The organism is Lentzea sp. CA-135723, assembly GCF_050936595.1.
Taxonomy (GTDB): domain Bacteria; phylum Actinomycetota; class Actinomycetes; order Mycobacteriales; family Pseudonocardiaceae; genus Lentzea.
Map to the genome: position 1 here is coordinate 3,375,517 of NZ_JBNJMK010000001.1, position 19,204 is coordinate 3,394,720.

At 68.4% G+C, this 19,204-nt stretch carries 21 protein-coding genes; 13 read left to right on the plus strand and 8 right to left on the minus strand.

Annotated elements, in window-relative coordinates:
- Positions 1–6 precede the first annotated feature (6 nt).
- Genes ACQEU1_RS14520 through ACQEU1_RS14530 form a run of 3 tightly spaced genes read right to left on the minus strand, consistent with a single transcriptional unit; the run spans position 7 to position 3,340 of the window.
- Entirely contained in the window at positions 7–1,461 is a 1,455-nt protein-coding gene (locus ACQEU1_RS14520) for a serine/threonine-protein kinase (protein WP_433200787.1), read from the minus strand.
- Entirely contained in the window at positions 1,458–2,597 is a 1,140-nt protein-coding gene (locus tag ACQEU1_RS14525; protein WP_433200790.1) for an FHA domain-containing protein, read from the minus strand. The genes ACQEU1_RS14520 and ACQEU1_RS14525 overlap by 4 nt, the downstream gene beginning before the upstream one ends.
- Entirely contained in the window at positions 2,594–3,340 is a 747-nt protein-coding gene (locus tag ACQEU1_RS14530; protein ID WP_433200793.1) for a PP2C family protein-serine/threonine phosphatase, read from the minus strand. Before ACQEU1_RS14530 ends, ACQEU1_RS14525 begins: the two co-directional genes overlap by 4 nt.
- Positions 3,341–3,477: 137 nt before the next feature.
- Here ACQEU1_RS14530 and ACQEU1_RS14535 point away from each other — a divergent pair, with 137 nt between their 5' ends.
- A complete protein-coding gene (locus tag ACQEU1_RS14535; protein WP_433200796.1) occupies positions 3,478–4,254 on the plus strand; it encodes a maleylpyruvate isomerase family mycothiol-dependent enzyme in 777 nt (258 codons plus the stop codon).
- Between the two features lie 45 nt (positions 4,255–4,299).
- On the opposite strand, the gene ACQEU1_RS14540 is transcribed toward ACQEU1_RS14535, so the two are convergent.
- The gene (locus tag ACQEU1_RS14540) at positions 4,300–5,199 is read right to left on the minus strand and encodes an alpha/beta hydrolase (protein ID WP_433200799.1); all 900 of its coding nucleotides are present in this window, start codon (positions 5,197–5,199) and stop codon (positions 4,300–4,302) included.
- A gap of 79 nt (positions 5,200–5,278) precedes the next feature.
- On the opposite strand from ACQEU1_RS14540, the gene ACQEU1_RS14545 reads away from it, so the two are divergent.
- Positions 5,279–5,818, plus strand: coding sequence for a helix-turn-helix domain-containing protein (locus ACQEU1_RS14545; protein ID WP_433200802.1), 540 nt, complete (start codon positions 5,279–5,281; stop codon positions 5,816–5,818).
- Here ACQEU1_RS14545 and ACQEU1_RS14550 read toward each other — a convergent pair.
- A complete protein-coding gene (locus ACQEU1_RS14550; protein WP_433200805.1) occupies positions 5,775–6,284 on the minus strand; it encodes an SRPBCC family protein in 510 nt (169 codons plus the stop codon). The two genes, ACQEU1_RS14545 and ACQEU1_RS14550, sit on opposite strands and share 44 nt — an antisense overlap.
- Before the next feature lie 102 nt (positions 6,285–6,386).
- Here ACQEU1_RS14550 and ACQEU1_RS14555 point away from each other — a divergent pair, with 102 nt between their 5' ends.
- The 3 genes from ACQEU1_RS14555 to ACQEU1_RS14565 all read left to right on the plus strand — a co-directional run bounded on the left by ACQEU1_RS14555 (position 6,387) and on the right by ACQEU1_RS14565 (position 9,169).
- A complete protein-coding gene (locus ACQEU1_RS14555; RefSeq protein ID WP_433200808.1) occupies positions 6,387–7,232 on the plus strand; it encodes a helix-turn-helix transcriptional regulator in 846 nt (281 codons plus the stop codon).
- A 68-nt stretch (positions 7,233–7,300) separates the two neighbouring features.
- Positions 7,301–8,245, plus strand: coding sequence for an SMP-30/gluconolactonase/LRE family protein (locus tag ACQEU1_RS14560; RefSeq protein WP_433200811.1), 945 nt, complete (start codon positions 7,301–7,303; stop codon positions 8,243–8,245).
- Between the two features lie 66 nt (positions 8,246–8,311).
- Positions 8,312–9,169 carry a lysostaphin resistance A-like protein gene (locus ACQEU1_RS14565; RefSeq protein WP_433200814.1) on the plus strand — a complete coding sequence of 286 codons (858 nt, stop codon included), beginning with the start codon at positions 8,312–8,314 and terminating at the stop codon, positions 9,167–9,169.
- A gap of 4 nt (positions 9,170–9,173) precedes the next feature.
- Here ACQEU1_RS14565 and chvE read toward each other — a convergent pair whose 3' ends face one another.
- The 3 genes from chvE to ACQEU1_RS14580 all read right to left on the minus strand — a co-directional run bounded on the left by chvE (position 9,174) and on the right by ACQEU1_RS14580 (position 13,192).
- Complete coding sequence (gene chvE, locus ACQEU1_RS14570) at positions 9,174–10,268, minus strand: multiple monosaccharide ABC transporter substrate-binding protein (protein WP_433200817.1); 1,095 nt, start codon at positions 10,266–10,268, stop codon at positions 9,174–9,176.
- 1,129 nt (positions 10,269–11,397) lie between these two features.
- On the minus strand, positions 11,398–12,330 hold the full coding sequence (locus ACQEU1_RS14575) for an NAD(P)-dependent oxidoreductase (RefSeq protein WP_433200820.1): 933 nt from the start codon (positions 12,328–12,330) through the stop codon (positions 11,398–11,400).
- 13 nt (positions 12,331–12,343) lie between these two features.
- Positions 12,344–13,192 carry a GntR family transcriptional regulator gene (locus tag ACQEU1_RS14580; protein ID WP_433200824.1) on the minus strand — a complete coding sequence of 283 codons (849 nt, stop codon included), beginning with the start codon at positions 13,190–13,192 and terminating at the stop codon, positions 12,344–12,346.
- 192 nt (positions 13,193–13,384) lie between these two features.
- On the opposite strand from ACQEU1_RS14580, the gene ACQEU1_RS14585 reads away from it, so the two are divergent.
- The 8 genes from ACQEU1_RS14585 to ACQEU1_RS14620 all read left to right on the plus strand — a co-directional run bounded on the left by ACQEU1_RS14585 (position 13,385) and on the right by ACQEU1_RS14620 (position 19,137).
- Entirely contained in the window at positions 13,385–13,633 is a 249-nt protein-coding gene (locus tag ACQEU1_RS14585) for a hypothetical protein (protein ID WP_433200827.1), read from the plus strand.
- Positions 13,633–14,298 carry an NUDIX domain-containing protein gene (locus ACQEU1_RS14590; protein ID WP_433200830.1) on the plus strand — a complete coding sequence of 222 codons (666 nt, stop codon included), beginning with the start codon at positions 13,633–13,635 and terminating at the stop codon, positions 14,296–14,298. Before ACQEU1_RS14585 ends, ACQEU1_RS14590 begins: the two co-directional genes overlap by 1 nt.
- A gap of 153 nt (positions 14,299–14,451) precedes the next feature.
- Entirely contained in the window at positions 14,452–14,904 is a 453-nt protein-coding gene (locus tag ACQEU1_RS14595; RefSeq protein WP_433200833.1) for a DUF3307 domain-containing protein, read from the plus strand.
- Between the two features lie 91 nt (positions 14,905–14,995).
- Complete coding sequence (locus ACQEU1_RS14600) at positions 14,996–15,259, plus strand: hypothetical protein (RefSeq protein ID WP_433200836.1); 264 nt, start codon at positions 14,996–14,998, stop codon at positions 15,257–15,259.
- On the plus strand, positions 15,256–15,543 hold the full coding sequence (locus ACQEU1_RS14605) for a hypothetical protein (protein WP_433200839.1): 288 nt from the start codon (positions 15,256–15,258) through the stop codon (positions 15,541–15,543). The genes ACQEU1_RS14600 and ACQEU1_RS14605 overlap by 4 nt, the downstream gene beginning before the upstream one ends.
- Complete coding sequence (locus tag ACQEU1_RS14610) at positions 15,540–16,424, plus strand: ABC transporter permease (protein WP_433200842.1); 885 nt, start codon at positions 15,540–15,542, stop codon at positions 16,422–16,424. Before ACQEU1_RS14605 ends, ACQEU1_RS14610 begins: the two co-directional genes overlap by 4 nt.
- Complete coding sequence (locus ACQEU1_RS14615) at positions 16,421–18,676, plus strand: zonular occludens toxin domain-containing protein (RefSeq protein WP_433200845.1); 2,256 nt, start codon at positions 16,421–16,423, stop codon at positions 18,674–18,676. Before ACQEU1_RS14610 ends, ACQEU1_RS14615 begins: the two co-directional genes overlap by 4 nt.
- 299 nt (positions 18,677–18,975) lie before the next feature.
- The gene (locus ACQEU1_RS14620; RefSeq protein ID WP_433200848.1) at positions 18,976–19,137 is read left to right on the plus strand and encodes a hypothetical protein; all 162 of its coding nucleotides are present in this window, start codon (positions 18,976–18,978) and stop codon (positions 19,135–19,137) included.
- The last annotated feature ends 67 nt before the right edge of the window (positions 19,138–19,204 follow it).

The window sequence follows — 19,204 nt, forward strand, 5'->3', positions numbered from 1 at the left end:
GGAAGATCAGGCGCAGGTCTCCTGGGACCACTCCGCGGACGCGTTGCCGCCGTCCTTGCGCACGACCTTGACCTGCAGGCACAAGGGTTTCCCGCCCTCGACCTCCACCTCGGGCTTCTCCGCGACGCCCGTGCCGGCGCCGTCGGAAGTGCGCCACGAGAACGTGTCCGTCGCCTGCTGGGCGCTGTAGGTCCAGGCGAACCGGACCGTCCTGTCGTCCAGTCTCGTCGCGGTGATCGCCGGCCTGCCCGGCGGAGCGTCACCCGCGCCGGCGGACTGGTCGGGATCGTCGTCCGCCGCCGTCGTCACCACCGCTCCCCCGGCAGGAGACTCCTGTCCCTGCACCAGGAACACGCCCACGCCGGCGATCGCCACCGCCACCACCGCGCCGATCGCGTAGTGCGGCCAGCGCGCGCGGACCGGCGGTTCCGGCCGCGGCGGCTCGGCGACCGGTAGCGGTTCCCGGTAGACCGTCGCCGGGAACTCCTTGCGCGCCACCGTTTCCGACGCGGTCCGCAGTGGACGCGGCGCCGTGTGCGTCGACGGCGGGACGGGCTTGCGCAGCGTCGGCGGAGCGACCTTCTGCGGTGGCATCACGAACGCGGCGCTCTCCGGTGCCGGTCTGCGCACGTACTGGGTCTCGCCGAACCGTTGCGCCTTCTGGATCCTGCGCAGCTCGCTGATCAGCGCCTGCACCGTGGGCGTCCGGTCGGCGGGCTCCGCCGCCATGGTGGTGAGCAGCAGCCGCCGCAGGTCGTCCGGCGCCGAGAGCGCTGTGGGCCGCCAGCCGGACACGATCCGCTGTTCGACCGCCTCCGGGGAGTTGTCCGCTCCCGGTGGCATGAAAGGCGAATGCCCCGCGATCAGGTGCCACAGCGTGGCGCCCAGCGAGAACACCTCGGTCGGCACGCCGTGTCCCGCGGTGCCGCGCAACAGTTCCGGCGCCGACCACGGCGGCGAGAGCGCCAGCTGCCCGTCCCCGCGTTCCTCGGTGAACCGGCCGGCGATGCCGAAGTCCGTGAGACAGGGCTTGCCGTGCTTGTTGACGAGGACGTTCGCGGGCTTGATGTCGCGGTGCTGGATCTTGAGCTCGTGCGCGGTCTGCACCGCGCTCGCGATCTGCACGCCGATGTCGAGCACCTTCTCGACCGGCAGCGGCGTGCCTCCCGCGAGGTCGCCGCCGGGGCAGTACTCCATGATCAGGTACGGCCGCCCGTCGGCCGTGGTCCCGGTGTCGTGCACGGAGACGACGTTCTCGTGGCTGCCGAGCTCCGCCATCGACTCGCCCTCGGCGATGAACTGCTCGCGCACCTCCCGCGACAGACCGGAGGACCTCGGCGTCTTCACCGCCACGTCACGCTTGAGGCCGGGCTGGAAGTAGCGGTACACCACGGCGAAACCACCGCCGCCGATGTCGGCGCGGTACTCGTAGTTCGGGATCAGCGGCGGCGCCGTGCTCATCCGCTCACCTCGAACGTGAAGGAGAACTGGTCGCCGAGCAGCACGCGGGTGCCGGGGTAGAGCAGGCCGGGGATGTGCGCGGCGAGCTTCTCCGGCGGCCCGCCGGACCGCGAGACGCTGGTGCCGTTCATCGAACCGAGGTCGCACACGAGGACGTCCCAGTTCTCCAGCCGCACCTCCACGTGCGTGCGGGAGATCTCCGTCCCCATCTCCTCGCCGACCTGCACGAGGTACACGCTCGCCCGGTCCCCGTGCGGATCGCGGCCCATCACGACGTTGCGGTCGAGCGGGATCGTGTCCCCGTTGGACAGTCGCAGCACCCCGAGCACCGGAACCGGCATCATGGCGGCGATCTGGTCGGGCAACGGTCCCTCGCACACCCGGCAGTACGTGGCGTGCTCCGAGCTGAGGTGGCCGTCGAGGCACTTCTTCGCCCGCGCCATGCGCACCCCGGCACTCCTGCCACCGTGCATCATCCGCGTGTGGTCGGGCGAGAGATCGCTGGTGCGCAACTGGGTCTCGGTCACCATCTCGACGTGCCGCACAGGTTCGGCCTGAGCGGCCTGCGGAGCCCAGTCGAACGACTGGATCACGCCCGTTTGCCGGGTGATCTGGGGCGGCGGCTCCACCGGCGCGGCGACGACGGTGAGCTCGGCCGGTTCCTCCTGCCGCACAACGACGTGCTCCACGACCTCGGCCACGGGTGGCGCGACCGCACCGACCACCAACGCCCCCGCGAGCACCACCCCGCCCAGCAACGGCAGCACCGGTCCGTCCGGTCCCGCGCTCAGCCGAAGTCCCGCCACAGCACCGAGATTGCGGTCGACCCACGTCCCGACACCCGCCGCCGTGATCTCCTCCGCGGCCCCCGACTCGCCGACGACCTCCACCCGGGCCGCACCACGCACGACCGCACGTCGCTCGTCCGCGGCGAGCCGCACGAGCACAAACCCGCTCACCGCACGAAAACCCTCGTGCATGATCGTGGCGAGCACCTCGTCCAGGGGCTGGTCCGACCGCACCAGCTCCCAGCAACGTCCCACCAGGTCAGCCTCAGGCGACACGGCCAGCAGGAGCCACGTGTGCTCCCCGACGACAGCGACCCAGTTCCCCGGCACATAACGGACTTCGCTCATCGCGGCCCCCGCGGCGTCGTGTCGCCCCCGGCCTCCACCACGACCCGGTAGTCGACCACCACGGCGGTCACGTTGTCCCGCGCCCCATTGGCCACCGCGAGCTCCACCAGCGCGGCCGCCGCCTCCCGCGCACCACCGTGCAGCCGCAGCACTTCTTCAAGCCCGTCGTCCGGCACCTCGTTGGTCAACCCGTCCGTGCAGATCAGGAACCGCTCCCCCGCACGAGGCGGGAACAACCACATGTCCGGCACGACGTCCCCGTCGTTCCCGAGCACCCGCGTGACCACGTTGCGGCGCGGGTAGTTCCTCGCCTCGTCCTCGGTCAACAGACCGGCGTCAACGAGCTCCTGCGCCTCGGAGTGGTCGACGGTGAGCTGCGCGAGCCGAGCCTCGTCCAACCGGTAGACCCGCGAGTCACCGATGTTGAACACCACCCAGTGCGGTCGCTCCGACACGCTGACCAGCGCGATCCCCGCCGCCGTGGTCATCCCGCCGTGCTCGGACTCCACCAACGCCCGCCGAGCGTCCGCGAGCGCCACCCGGACGTCGTCCGGCGCGACCCCGTCCCCCTGGTCGAGCTCCCGGAGCCGAGCCACCACCAACGCACTGGCCAGCTCGCCGGCCGAGTGCCCGCCCACCCCGTCGGCCACCGCGAACACCCGCCGCCCGGCGATGGCGTTGTCCTCGTTGACCTCCCGCACCACACCGGGATGCGTGGTGACGCCAGTAGAGATCGCAGTCACCGCACCTCCTCTCGCCCGTTCGGACCTCTCATCGCTCGTCCGAACCAAAGCGTTAGGCGGAATAGCAGGACAAAAACTGGCCACCCCAACTTCAAGATCAACGGAATAGGCACGCCCCACCCCGAGTTGAGCCAGGCATGACCCAACTGGTGGACCGCACGATCGCGGCACTCCGCGCCGAGCACGACACGCTGGCCGCGCTCGTCCGGGACCTCACGGACGAGCAGTTGGCCGCCGCCAGCGGCGCCTCGGAGTGGACCGTCGCCCAGGCCCTGTCCCACCTGGGCAGCGGCGCGGAGATCGGCCGAGCCCCGATCGCCCGAGCAGCGGGCGAAACGATCCCCGCGGAGGAGAACCAGACGATCTGGGCCCGCTGGGACGCCTCAACGCCCCGAACGCAGGCCGAGGGCTTCCTGGAGCACAACACCCGCTGGATCGAAACCGCAGAGGCCCTGACCCCGGAACAGCGCTCCACCCTGCTGGTGGACCTGGGCTTCCTCCCGCAGCCGGTCCCCATGCTGACCGCCCTGGGCATGCGGCTCAACGAGGTCGCCAACCACTCGTGGGACGTCAGGGTCGCCTACGACCAGAAAGCCGGCATCGCCACCGAGTCCGCGACGGTCCTGCTGGAACTCCTGTCCGGCCCGCTCGGCTTCCTCCTGGGCTTCCTGGCCAAGCCGGCCGAGGTGACAGGACCGGCCTCCGTGGCGCTGCCCGGCGCCGGCCTGGTGATCAACGACGCCGTGACCGTCGTGGACCACCCCATCGAGTCGCCGTCCGCGACGTTCAACGGCCCCGCCGAAGCGTTCATCAGGCTGACCAGCGGCCGCCTCAAGGCACCCTACGACTCGACCGTCGCCGTCGACGGCGACCTCACGCTCGACGACCTGCGCAAGGTCTTCCCAGGATTCTGACCAAGACGGGGTGGGGCCGAACCGACCTCACCCCGTCATGCGTCGTCATTCGGTTCCTCCCGGGGTGAGAGCGCGGGCGAGCCAGGAAGTCGTGGTCCTGATCAGCTCGTCGTCCACCGGCCGCCGCAACTGCCTGGGGTAGAACAACATCGACGCGCGGCCGGGGTCGCGGCGGAGCAGGTGCGTCAGCTCGGGAACCCTCCGCACCTCCGCCGCGCCCTGGACGAGTGCGTGGATCCGCTGCAGGTCGTCGGGATCGACCTGGATGTCCTTCTCTCCGGTCACGGCCAGCACCGGAACGCGGACGCGCGCGAGGTCGGACCGGGTGTCGTGGCCCAGCATCTCGCGCGTCCACCGGGCGTTCACGCGCTTCCCCGCGACGCGGACGACGTCCGGTCCGGGCGCCTTGAGCCGGACCACCCGCCGGACGGCCAGCCTGGCCAGCGGTCGCAACGGCGCGGGAAGTCCGCGCGCGACGGCCTCGGCCTGCCAGAGCACGGCGTCCTCGCCGGAACGGGCGAAACCCGCCAGCAGCACGACGGCCGCGACACCGGGGTGGGAGCCGAGTGCCATGGCGTGCAACGCGCCCTCGCTGTGCCCGATGACGCCGACACGGCTGATGTCGGGCCGTGCCGCGAGCGCCTCGAGTGCCGCGACAGCGTCCTCCCGGTTGTCGGCGAACCCGGTCGTCAGCCAGTCGCCGGAGGACGCCCCGACCCCGCGCCGGTCGTACCGCACGGACGCGATCCCCCGCCGGGCGAGCGATTCGGCCAGCACCGGGCCGAGGTTCTGCCTCAGCCTTCCGGCGTTGCCGTCGCGGTCCAGCCGGCCGGACCCGTGCAGCAGCAGGACGGCCGGATGGGGCCCGGGTCCGTCCGGCGCGGACAACGTGCCCGCGAGTGATGCACCGTCACGGGCGATGATCGTCAGGTCCAAGTTCCGCAAAGTCCCAGCTCCGCATGTCTCTCGGCGCCACGAATATTATCGACTCTGATAACATTACCGCACGTGAGACGATGCGGTCATGGCGACCGCGGACCTCCTCCTGCATCCCGTGCGGATGCGCATCCTGCAGGCGTTGTTCGAGACCGACCCGCTGACCACGGCCCAGCTGAGGGAACGCCTGCCCGACATCGCGCCGGCGACCATGTACCGGCACGTCGCGGTCCTCGCGGAGAGCGGTGTCCTGGAGGTCGCGGACGAACGGCGCGTGCGCGGCACGGTCGAGCGCAGCTACCGGGTGCGCAAGGAGGCGGCCACGGTCGACCAGGACGCGCGCGCCACGATGACCAGGGAAGACCACCAGCGGTCGTACTCGACGTTCGCCGCCTCGCTCCTGGGCGACTTCGACCGCTACGTCGCGCAGGCCGGCGCGGACCCGCACGTGGACGGCGTGGTCTACCAGCAGGCCGCGGTGTGGCTGACCGACGAGGAGCACGCCGCGATGGTCGCGGAGATCCAGCACGCGGTCATGTCCAGGACGGGCGGGGCGCGGGACGGCGGGCGCCGGCGCAGGGTCGTCAGCCTCGTCGTGGTTCCTGACGAGCCGAAGGGTTCCTCGTGACCCAGTCGGCGAGCGCGGTGAGCGTGGTCTCGGCGCTCGCCGCCATGTAGTCGCGCAACGCCTCCACGTCCGCACGGCTTCCGCCGAGCACGGGATCCATGCGCAGCAAGCGCCACGACTGCTCCGCCACGGTCCCGCCGTCACGGGCCTCGAACGTCCAGCTCCACTCGACGATGCCGTCCGCCGCCCCGCCGACCACGTAGGCGAACGCGGCTCCCGGCTCGGCTCTCACCACCTGCGACCGGGTGGTCCACTCCTTGCCGTCCCTGCGGTTGCGGCCGCTGAACCACGCGCCGGCCTCGGGCCCGGAACCCTCGTCGAACGCGACGTCGCTCGCGTTGGGACTCCAGCGGCTGATCGCGGACACGTCGCTGACGAGGCGGTAGACGTCGGCGGGAGCGGCATCGATCCACGCGCGCCGCGTGAAGGTGAAGCCGGACGGGTCCAGTTCGGTGACAGTGCTCATGAAACCCACCTCAGCGGGAGACTCCCGGGTGCACCACTCCCGGCTCTGCGTATCCCCGGCTGGGAGAGGTAACCCGCCTCGGCCGAGCCCATACTCGGTTCCATGAGCGGAACGGCACGGTTCGGGGACTTCCTCCAGACGCGGCGCTCGCAGCTGCGCCCGGAGGACGTCGGCGTCCCGACCTACGGCGAACGGCGCCGCGTGCCGGGGCTGCGGCGGGAGGAACTGGCGCAGCTGGCCGGAGTCAGCGTCTCCTACTACACCAGGCTCGAACAGGGGCACTCCCCGAGCGCCTCACCCGAGGTGCTCGACGCGCTCGCCACCGCGTTGCGACTGGACGACGCGGAGCGGCAGCACCTGCACACGTTGGCGAAGCCCGCGAAGCAGGCCCGCCGGCGCCGCCCCGCTCCCGAACGCGTGCCGGAGACGACCGGGCAGTTGCTGCACGCGCTGGCGGACGTTCCCGCGATCGTGCTCGGCGTCCGCAGCGACGTGCTGGCCTGGAACAGGCTCGGACACGCGTTGTTCGCGGGACATCTCGACCTCACCGCCGTGGACCGGGTCGCGGAACGCCCGAACATGGCCCAGCTCGTGTTCCTGGACGCGCACACGCGTGAGCTGTACGCGGACTGGCACGGCAAGGCCAAGGCGGTGGTCGGGAACCTGCGCCTGGTGGCGGGGCAGCACCCCGACGACGCCGCGCTGCACGAGCTCGTCGGGCAGCTGAGCGCGAAGAGCACGGACTTCGCCTCGATGTGGGCCGACCACCGCGTGAAAGCGTGCGCCACAGCCGAGTACGAGATGCGGCACCCGCTCGTCGGACCGCTGGTCGTCGCGCAGCAGACCCTGAGCAACGGACCGGGCCCGAACATCGTCGTCGCCACCGCGCGACCGGGCTCGCCGTCGGACGCCGCGCTGTCGCTGCTCGCTCACCTGATCCAGGGCTAGAACGCCCGCACAGCAGTCACATCAGCAGGGTGCGGCGCTGCCGCATGCCCGAAAACAGTGAGGAAACCATGTCCGCGAAGCACGTCCGCAAGGCGTTCGTCGCCGCGATCCTGGCCGCGACCACGTTCGCCGCCACACCGGCCCAGGCCGCCGCGTTGTGCGCGCCGCACATCGTCCAGCACTTCGACCTGGCCAAGGGGCAGACGCCGGAAAGCATCGTGTTGTCCCCCAACGGAACCGCGTACGTCGCGTTCGCCAAGGCGAGGCAGATCGCCGAGATCTCCCCGCACGGCGAGATCCGGATCCTGGCGACGCTCCCCGCACCCGCGGACGGCGGAACCGGCACGCCCGCACTCGGCTTCCCGCTGACGGTCGGCATCGACCGCGCGTCCGACGGCACGCTGTACTTCCTGTACGCCACCGGAACCGCGGACCTCACCGGCGTGTGGAGCCTGCGTCCGGGCGGCACACCGCGCCGCATCGCGCCGTTGCCCGCCGGGAGCCTGCCGAACGGTCTCGCGCTCGACGAGCGCACCCGCACCCTCTACGTCGCCGACTCCACCGGCGCCGTGTGGAAGGTGCCGACGACCGGCGGCGCGACCGTCTGGTCGTCCGGCCAGGAGCTCCGGCCCAACGGCTTCCTCGGCGCGAACGGCCTCAAGCTGCACGGCGGCGCGGTGTGGGTGACCAACCTGGACCGGGGAACGGTCCTGCGCATCCCGTTGCGCGCCAATGGAACCGCGGGCGCGGTCGAGGTCGCCGCCACCGGCCTGACCGGCATCGACGACTTCGCGTTCACCGGCAGGGGCGACGAGATCATCGCCGCGCTGGACACCGTGAACGAGGTCGCGCTGGTCAGGCCGAACGGCACGCACGAGGTGGTGCTGACCGCCGCCGACGGCCTGCAGGGCCCGACCTCGATCGCGGTGCGCGGCCGGACCGTCTACGTGCCGAGCGCCGCCTACCTCACCGCGCAGGACCCGAACCTGCTGGTAGCGCGTCTGGGCCGCTGAGGGGCTCGACATCGATATCATCTCTGATAATGTTCCCGAATCTGATATCGATCTGAGGGAGCAGAGATGAACGACACCGTGCGAGCAGGCAGGAAGAGCGGCCTCGCCACCTTCTTCACGGTCACCTTCGTCACCACGTGGAGCTGCTGGCTCGTCGCGATCGCGCTCGGGCAGCCGCCGACGACGTTCCCGACGGTGATCCCGTTCCTGCTCGGCGGGTTCGGCCCGGTCTTCGGCGCGATCGCGGTCAGACTGCGCCGCGGGCCGGTCCCCGTTCACGCCGTCAGGTTCCGCCTGAACACCCGGCTGCTCTGGGCGTTACCCCTCCTGGTCCTGGCCGTCGCAACGGTGGCCGGCGGCGCGGTGCTCGCGCAGGCACTCGGCGGCCCGGCACTGAACCTGGACGCGGGAACGGCGCTGATCGCGACCGCCGGCGGCGCGGCACCGTTCTTCGTCAGCATGCTCGTCGGCGGCCCGCTCGCCGAGGAGCCGGGCTGGCGCGGCACGGCCTACCCGCGCCTGCTGGAGAAGATGGGACGCTTCCGCGTCGGCTTGGTTCTCGGTGCGGCGTGGGCGGTCTGGCACCTGCCGTTGTTCTTCATGACGGGAACCGTGCAGGCGGGCTTCGGGTTGCTGAGCTGGAGCGGGTTGCTGTTCTCGCTCAGCGTGTTCCCGATGGCGATGCTGACCGGGTACGCCTACGAACTGGGCGGGGTGCCCTCGGCCGTCGCCGTCCACTTCGGAGTCAACGCGACGGCGGCCGTGCTGAACGCCTACTCGCCGACAACGCAGACCGTGGTCTTCACGGTGCAGCTCCTCGTAGCGGTCGCTGTGATCTCGTTCCGCGCACCGCGCCCAACCAGCTGTCCCGCGACTCTTTCCTCCGGCGCAGATCGACGCGCCGAAACACATGTTCGCCGATGACCGGTCAGCGGAGCTGGTCGTCCGTGTAGTACCCGGACTCCACCAGGATCGCGTGGTAGTTGGCCTTGTCGACGCTCACGGGGTTGAGCAGGAACGCCGGGACGATCTTGACGCCGTTGTCGTAGTCGTTGAGGTTGTTGAGCTGCGGCGGCGTCCGCCCCTTCAGCACAGCCTCCGCCATCGACGCCGTGGCCTTCGCGAGCTCGCGGGTGTCCTTGTAGATCGTCGAGTACTGCTCCCCCGCGATGATGGACTTCACCGAGTCGAGTTCGGCGTCCTGACCCGTCACGACCGGCAGGGCGGGACCATAGCCGTTGTCCTTGAGCGCCTTGAGGATTCCGAGCGAGATCCCGTCGTAGGGCGACAGCACGCCGTTGACCTTGTTCCGCTTGTACGCCGAGGTGAGGATCTCCTCCATGCGCTTGCGGGCGGTTTCCCCGTCCCACCGCAGGGTCGTCACCGCCGTGAAGTCGGTCTGCCCGCTGCGCACCACCAGCTTCTTGTCGTCGACATATGGCTTGAGCACAGACATCGCGCCGTTGAAGAAGAACGCCGAGTTGTTGTCGTCCGCAGACCCAGCGAACAGCTCGACGTTGAACGGCCCGGACTCCGGCCCAGGGCTGCCGTCGACACCCCGAAGCCCCAGCCCGGTCAGCAAAGACTCGGCCTGGTAGATGCCAACCCGGAAGTTCTCGAACGTCGCGTAGTAGTCGACATTCGGACTACCGCGCAGGAGCCGGTCGTAAGCAATCACAGGGATCCCGGCCTCCGCGGCCATCGCCAACGGCTCCGTGAGCGCGGAACCGTCCACCGAGGCGATGATCAGAAGTTTGGCCCCAGCGGCAATCTGACTCTGCACCTGCTTCACCTGCGTGGGCACATCGTTCTGCGCGTACTGCAAGTCGACCTTGTGCCCCCGCGCCTCGAGGTCGCGCTTGATGTTGTCGCCATCACTGATCCAGCGCTCCGACTTGGTCGTGGGCATGGTGACCCCCACGAGAGCGCTCTCAACAGGTTTGCCCTGCTGCCCGGCAGCAGGCGAGCCGCACGCCACAGCGAGCAGCGCGATCACGGGCACCACGAACTTCAAAGAACGCATCCAGGCACCTCACGCGCCGTTCTGTGACCTGCGCCACAAGCGAGTGCGCACGTTAACAACTGGCCGCCGGAGGATCAAGCGGCGTACACACAGGGCGTTCCGGCCATCAAAGACACGAATAGGTCAGCCAGCTCAGCAGTCCACACGCGGCGAGGTTCGTCGTCGACGCGGTGATCCCCAGCCACGGTGCGGCGGCGCCACCGCACCACAGGTCGACACGTGAAGCTGCGCGCACGTTCACGACATCGCCGCGCCTTGTCCGTCTACCCACAACCTGTTCACGGCAGACGACGCCATTTCAAGCTGATTGAAAAACAATGATCAAGCTAAGATCGTTTCGAGCGCACGAAAAAGCCCGCCGAACTGGGCCTTCACCCAGAATCAGCGGGCTGATTCAGACCGTCGGGACGACAGGATTTGAACCTGCGACCCCTTGACCCCCAGGCACTTTGCAGGGCTAATCGTCCAGGGCGGACAGAGCACACGACCAGCTGCAACAGTGCGTTGACGTCCGTGCACGTCCGAGGTGGTCTGCCGGGATTGTCACTCAGTTTGTCACTCAGCCACTCACCCGACGCATCCAATGTGGACCCGCACTGAGAGCACGCTTGTCGGCTTAACGCCTCGACACCGCGGCCACCTCAACTCGACCCGCCGACATCGCTCTCGGGGGCACCCCAGGGCGTCTCAGAGGCGAACAGCGCCCGCCGCTCCTATCCCGTGTGGCGCCGGCCCCACTCCACCTGTCGCACTCAGCGGCCGGATGGCTGCCCCGTGCCTCTCAGACATCGGTAACTGCGGTAACTGCGGTAACCGTGCAGGTCAGACGGTTACCGATAGAGGTCCGGTTACCGATCAGAACGGTAACCACGTCGTCTCCGACGACATAGGCGCTGAAGCCGGAGGGGGCGTGATGTCTGGATAGCATCAACGGCCCGGTCGCAGTCTCTTCACCAGCGAAGACGTTCCCACCATCGGCGGAACACAGTTCCCATCCACACGTCGCCGAGGTACCCAGGTTGCCGCACCGATCGGTAACCGCCCTCTCTGCGGTAACCGTCTGACCTGCGCGGTTACCGCAGTTACCGCAGTTACCGACCTGGGGAACCCCCTCCCGGCTACAGCAGTCTTAGAGGTAGGCCGCGTTCGACGGCGTGCCACCCGATAGGAACGTTGCGATCTCCCTAGCCGCCACCTGGTAACAGAGTCGGTTGGTGCCGGGAACGGTTCGAGCAGCGTGTGGGCTGACAATCGCTCCAGCGCAGTCCCAAATTGGATGATCGGCAGGCAACGGCTCTGGGTCGGTCACGTCAAGGGCTGCCCTGAGACGACCGCTTTGCAGTTCGAGAACCAGCGCATCCGTATCCACGACCTGACCACGACCTGCGTTTACAAGCAACGCGCCATCGTCCATGGCAGCTAGAAACTTGGCATCGACGAGGCCAATCGTCGCGTCAGTAAGAGGTGTCGTAACAACCACGATGGCGTGCCCCGCTACAAGCTGCGGCAGTTCGTCAGGACCATGCACACCGTCCCGAGCAGAGCTGGCGACCAACGTTGACTCGGCCCCGAAAGCGTCGAGCTTTCGCGCAATCGCCATGCCAATGCTTCCCGCACCGACAATGAGAACGCGCATCCCCGCGAGAGTTTCGGCATCAAACTTGCGATGAGCCCAGGTATGTTGATCTTGAAACCTCACCAACGCAGGCCATTGGCGCAACTGCGCCAGAATCGCTGAAAGGGCCCACTCAGACACAGGCCCAGCATGCGCGCCACGCGCGCTAGCCACCATCACATGCTTGGGTACGCGGGGCCTCCACTCGTCCACGCCCGCAGAGAGAAGCTGAACCATCCGCAGGTTCGGCAGAAGTTCGATCAGGTCGAGCGGTCGATGACTCCCCCGATACGGCGGCATAAGCAATTCAACCGACCGCTGCGATTCACTCAAATTGAGACTATTAGGATCATACTCAACGATTTCCAGCCCAGGAACAGCGCGCAGATACTCGTACCCGGCCTGGTCATCGTCTTCACGGCTAACGAGAATCCTAGCGACAGACATGAACCACTCCCCCTTAACCCTGATCCGTAACTCGCGCAATCAGCTCGCGCGCCTGCGCTTGAAGGGGAACGCCGGATGCACTGTTGTCGATAACCTCGTGCGCTACAGGCGGACGGAAGTCGATATCAATCGCACCTAGATAGTCACCCCAGTTCTCCACCTTTGACGCATCCCTAGCCGCCCCACGGTGACGAATGTAGGTGTGCATCGTTGCAGGATCACAGTAGACCCAAACCACTGTCAGCGTGGCGCTCATGTCAGCACAACTAGCAGCGATACGACTCAACCACGCCGTATCCTTGAACTCCCTGATGAACGGCGCGGTGACGATTGCACTACTACCGCATTGCACATTCTCCGTCATGGAGTTGATCAGCGCCTCATACTCCCGAGGTCGCACTTTTGAAAGATAAGACTCCGACTCTCGGTCATTCGGAGAGAGTCCCAAGATTTCCAGAGCAGCCTCGACGACAGGGCGAGTCAGCGTGTCTTTATCAAGCATTGGCCAACCGGTAGCACGAGCAAGAATCCTGCCCAGCTCCGTCTTTCCGCTGCCCGCATAGCCACCGATAAGGAGGACGTGCGGCGCGGCGGTGCGCATCTCCGTGCGATACAGCTGATCCGGCGCGTTCACGACACGACCAGCACGCGCTTTGCTGATCACCAAGCCTTCGTCGATCAGAAGCCCCATCGCCTGATTGATAGTGAAGACGCTGACTCCCCACTCGTTCGCCAAGTCACGCGTGGACGGCAGCGCCTGCCCATCACGAAGCCCGCCAGCAGCGATCTGGTTGCGGATGTTGCGCGCCACCTGCTGGTAGCCGGCCTCGCCTCGTGCGACACGAGGACCCTCGCCTGACATGCGACCTCCGAGCCGTGAGTTGCTGTTAGGTCGGAGCATACCAGCAGCCAAACAGTCGACTCACCAGCATCTTCGCAGGTAGAAGCCAATTTTCAGCGGGGTCTTGAGCTAACAGTTGACCTGCTCACATAACAACTGTTAGCGTCCTCCCTGTCGCCGGATGTGGCGGCGAACACATGGGAGGAACTACCGATGAGCACCACGGAAGACCAGGGCAACCACAGCCCGGACGGGCTGAACGAGGCGTCGATCGACGCGCTGATCGAGGCCGTGGAGGACGAGTTGGCCGAGCTGCCGTTCGTCCCCACGTCCGCGTTGCTGGACGGCACGGCCCGCACCCAGATGTACCGCCGCATCGAAGGCCGCACGTTGGGTGCCGTGGTGCGCGTGCTGCACGTCGAGGCCATCACGTCCGCGCCGTTCGGAACGGAGGCCGCCTGATGCGTACCGCCGAAACGTTCTTCACCGCCGATGTCGTGTTGCTCGCTCGCGTGTCGCACCGCTGGCACGTCCTGCTGATCGAGCGCGCCAAGCAGCCGTTCCGTGGAAGCCTCGCTCTGCCGGGCGGACACGTCGAGGGCAACGAAACCAGCCTCGCAGCAGCGCGGCGCGAACTGGTCGAGGAGACCGGTCTCGACATCGCCCCGCTTCGCCGAGTGGACTTCTACGACGCTCCGGACCGCGACCCGCGTGGCCGCTACGTCTCCGTGGCCTACATGTCCACTCTGGACATGGCCCCGGCTGCCGTGGCGGGCGACGACGCTGCCTCCGCTACCTGGGTGCCGCTCGCGGACATCCTCTACGGCTCCGTGGACGTGGCGTTCGACCACGTCGAGATCATCACCGACGCCGCCGCCAAGATCGGGATCGGTTCGTGGGGCGGCACCCCGGTGATCGAAGCGCGCCACGTACAGGTCGGCGATGTCGTCACCCGTGACTACCCCGGCGACTCCGCGACTTGGTGGCGCGTCATGGGTGAGAAGTCGATCGACGCCGACAACCAGGCCTTCTGGCCCGTGGAGTGCGTCGCAAGCCTCGACTGCCCCATCGGTGCGCGGGACCTGCTGCGGCACCCGGTCAACCGCCAGATCTCCGTCCGGCTCTGACTGCCCCGAACCTGCGGCCGACTCCGGCCAAGAAGACACCGCAGGTCCGGGTTTGTCACCCATCGATCACCAGACCGAAAGGGCTACTCCAGTGTCCACCACAACCACGCTTAAGCCCATCGCACCCGCGCCGTTCGGGACGGAGGCCGCCTGATGAGCACCGCGTTGACGTTCGCCGCTGTACTGCCCGCGCTGCTGGTCGCCCACAACGTGGCTGACCACTGGGCGCAGACCAGCCACCAGGCCGCCACGAAGGGACAGCACGGCCACGCCGGTCGCGTTGCCTGCGCCGCTCACGTCCTGTCTTACACCGTCATCACGGCGATGGTGGTCGGTCTGTTGTGGACGTTGCTCGACCTGGCCATCACTCCGGCGGGCTTCGTCGTCGGTCAGGCCGTCTCCGCTGTCACGCACTACTGGGCGGACAGGCGTTTCACGCTCGCTGGACTGGTGGCGCGGCTCGGTAAGACCGAGTTCTACCGGCTCGGTGTCCCTCGCGCAGACCGCGACGACAACCCCTCGCTAGGTACCGGTGCCTACGCGCTTGACCAGTCGTGGCACTGGTTTTGGTTGTTCGTCGCGGCATTGCTCACCGCCGCTGTCTAGCTGCGCCCGAACCTGCGGCCGACTCCGGCCAAGAAGACACCGCAGGTCCGGGTTCTCACCCATCGATCACCAGACCGAAAGGGCTACTCCAGTGTCCACCACGACCACTCTCAAGCCCATCACGGCACCGCTGAACCTGTGCGACGTCCTGACCGCGTGGCGCTTGCTCGACCCCGGTTTGACGGCACCCGCCGACGCCGTGGCCGGCTGGTTCGAGTGCGGCGTGAAGCTGCTCGCGCTGATCACCGCCGACCACTCGCACCCCGACTACTTCGAGGCGTGCGGGCTGGCAGCGGAGTTCTCCCACGCTGTCACCTCCCTGCGCGGCAACGAGAACGCGGAGGACGTGCGATGACCTCCCTTCCCACCCCCGTCCTGCTGGCCGCTACGGCTCTGGCGTTCCTGGCCGTGATCGCATTGTGGAAGCTGCTGCTCACCGCCGGTGGAATCGGCCTGGGCCTGTGGCTGACCGTGCACGCCACGGCAGACAACCCCGGCGTTCAGTTCGTGGTGTTCGCCATCGCCGGTCTGGCCGTGGCCACCGCCCTGCGCCGCCTCTCCTCCCCGTCGCACCGCCCGGCGCTGTTCGGGCACCACACCCGTAGCCGTGCTCACGCCAGTCAGGGGGCAGTTCGATGACCAGCGCCTACCCGCCCAAGCTCGACAAGATCATCGAGCAGGTCCGCACGCTGGCCACCGAACTCGGGGAATGGCCGTCAGCGCGCCAGATCAAGCCCACGTTCAACGTCGGACACGACAAGGCCAAAGCGGCGCTGGAGTACTTGAAGGCGACCGGCTTCAACCCGGCCACCGGGACCGTCGAGTTCACCCCGGTTCCGGCGACTGAACGGCGGCTGCACGTCGTGACCACCCCGGTCCTGCCGGACGCCGGCGACCACCAGCCCGACGAGTCCCCGGCTCTGGACGCTCCCACCGCGCAGGACGACACCGACGTCGTGCCCGAGGGCAGCCCGGCCGCAGAACCGGCCGGGACCGTGGAACCCCTTGTGGCCCCGGTGGATGTCACGTCCCCTCGTGACGCACGTGTCGAGGACGCTGACGTCACCAGCGCGCCGGCGAAGTCGGGCCGGTGGCGCAACGTGCCGCTGTACCTGATCGCTCTGGGTGCGTTCGTGGCCATCTGGGGTGGCTGGGTGGGTCTGGGTGAGCTGACGGGTTTCGGGCCGGTCGCGCCGCTGCCCGGTATCGCCGACAACTGGACGATCAACACGGCGATCACGCTCCCGCTCGGGATGGAGGCCTACGCCGCGTTCGCGATGCGGGTCTGGCTCGACCACACCAAGACCCCGCTGGCACGGCGGTTCGCGATGTGGTCCACGTTCGCCGCCCTGGTCCTGGGCATGTCCGGGCAGGTGGCCTATCACCTGATGAAGGCCGCCGGTATGACGGCTGCGCCGTGGCAGATCACCACGTTCGTGTCCTGCCTGCCCGTGCTCGTTCTCGGTGGCGCGGCTGCTCTGGTCCACCTGTCCCACAACACGTCTGAGGTGCAGCGATGACTGTCACGTCCCCGACCGGCGCGACCGGTCCCGACGACCAGCCGGACGCGACGGTCTACGAGCTGCACACCCGCCGCGCCCCCGAGACCACCGACCGGCCCGCCGGCGAGATCGAGCCCAGGGTGTTCGAGGGCGAGATCGTGTCCGACGAGGACAGTGCTGCGCTCGACCAGCGCCTGGCCTCCCAGCGAGCGATCGCAGCGACCAAGGCTGTGGTGCGCGTGGTGCGGACCGGGGCCACGCACGAGCGGACCCGCACCGCCGGACGCGCGGTCGTACGCACCGCCGGATACGCCGTGGCGGGGTCGCGCATCCGGCGTGCGGAGCGGCGTGCGCGGCGCAAGCACACCGACCTGGAACAGGCCATCACCACGTTGCGCGTCAACGGCAAGAGCGCCGATGACTTCCGTGTCCTGCGTGAGCTGGAGGACACCCTCGAACGCCGGCGCAGCGGTGCTGCTGAGCGCGGCCGGGTGCGGCGCATCGAGATCCTGCGCTGGACCGGCGGTGCCGTGGTCCTGCTCGCGTCCGGCCACGTGCTGGTGCTGGGCTACGCCGCCGTGCAGGCCGTGGTGGGCGCGGGCTCGCTGACCGACCGGTGGCACGACGTCACCGGGTTCTGGTCCACCGTCGTGGACGTGTCGCCGGTGGGCAGCTACTGGCCTGCGTGGGCTGCCGCAGGTGCGCTGGCGTGGGCGGCGCGGGTGATCCCGGTCGGTCGTGAGCGGGGCACGCTGCCGATGTGGGCGGTGGACGCCGACGCCACGCCGGCGGACGGGCGCAGCATCATCCCGGACGAGTCCGCCGTGCTGACCGCGTTGCGGCACCTCGCGGGCCTGCCGACGCTCAAGGAGGCGTTCAAGAAGGGGTGGGGCAGCAGCATCACCCCGACCTGGGTCATGCCGCCGCACCGTGACGGCAAGGGCTGGCGGATGCAGCTCGTGCTGCCGCTCGGTGTGCCGGTGGAGGAGATCGTCAAGCGCAAGCCGGTGTTCGCGCACAACCTCGTGCGCCTGCCGGTCGAGGTGTGGCCGTCCGAGCCCAAGGAACAGCCCGGCGTGCTCGACCTGTGGGTGGCCGACCAGGGCGCACTGTCCGGGCCGGTCGAGGCGTGGCCGCTGTTGGAGGGCGACGGCCCGGCGGACTACTTCACCGGTATCCCGGTCGGGATCAACATCCGTGGTGAAGTCGTTGTGGCGCAGCTGTTTCAGAAGAACTATGCCGCCGCCGGCGAGATGGGCTCGGGTAAGTCGAGCATGTACATCACGCTCGTGTCCGGGGCGATCCTGGACCCGCTGGTCGAGGTGGACGTGTTCGTGCTCGCGGAGAACGCCGACTATGACCCGATGAAGCCGCGGTTGCGGACCCTGCACACGGGCGCGGACGACGAAACTGTGAAGGCCTGCCTGGACACCCTCAACGCCCTGTACGCGGACCTGGACGTGCGCGGCAAGGCGCTCAAGGAACACGGCGCGCGGGCGGTGTCGCGCAAGCTCGCGGAGAAGGACGTCCGCCTGCGTCCACGGGTGATCGTGATCGACGAGTGCCAGGCGCTGTTCATGCACAAGGAGTTCGGCGAAGAAGCGGCCGACGTGGTCGCCAAGCTCGTGTTCGCCGCCCGCAAGTACGCCGTCACGGTCATGTTCGCCACGCCGGAGGCCTCCACCGCGTCGCTCCCGCGCAAGGTCACCACGGTGACCTCGTGCAAGGCCTGCTTCGCCATCGGAGACCAGCAGTCCAACGACGCCGTGCTCGGAACCGGGTCCTACAAGGCCGGCATCTCCGCGGTCAGCCTGGAGGCCGCGACCTCCGAAGGCCCCGGCGACGTCGGCACGGCGATGGTGCGCGGCATCATGGCCAAGCCCGGCCTGCTGCGCAGCTTCTACCTGACCAGCGACGAGGTCACCGAGGTCACCGACCGCGCCATGCAGCTGCGTGCCGGTCACGTCCCCCCGGCCGCCAGCGACGACGAGGACGAGTCGTCCGAAGTGGACTTCCCGCACGACCTCATGCGCGTGCTGGGTGACGAACGGCGGGTCCGCACGGCCGTGGCGTTGCGTGCGCTGATCGACCTCAACGCCGGCCACTACGGCGAGTGGACCAGCACGGACTTCGCCGACGCCCTGCGCGAGGCCCAGATCCCGATCAGCAAGAGCGACGGCCAGAGCGTCGTCCGCGCCGACCACGTCCACGAAGCAATCACCCTGCGTGAGATCGAGCAGGGCGACGCGGACGACGCCAGCGGCGCCTAGAACCACCCACCGACACTCCGTCGCGAGCAAGGGAAGCGGTCAGGGAGCCACCGAAACCGCAGGGACTTTCCCCTGACCGCCTCCCTGCCCCAGATCCCTGCCCTCACCAGCGGCAACCAACACCAGGGAAGATCCACAACCAGGTCTGTCTGACCAGCGAAAACCCGTGAAAACGGGGCGCTGCGCCCCTGTCGAACACCCTCCCTCACCTCCTTCATCGCAGCGACCGAGCACGTTGCCGCGTTGATCCCGCACACCCACCGACCATCACGAAGAGTCACCGAATCGGAGGCCACGTCATGACCGACAACACGATGCACATCGAGAAGTCGCGCTCCTGGTGGAACGGCAGCTCCACCACCTGGTGCGGGCTGACGATCCCCGACCCGCAGAAGGTCTGGTTTCCCAGTCTGTCTGGCCGCCCTACCTGCGCCGCGTGCGTGGCCAATGGCGGCAAGTGACATGACCACCGTCCACACGCGACTCTTCACGACGCACGCAGCGCCCGCCTGCGGCAACGCCTTGAGC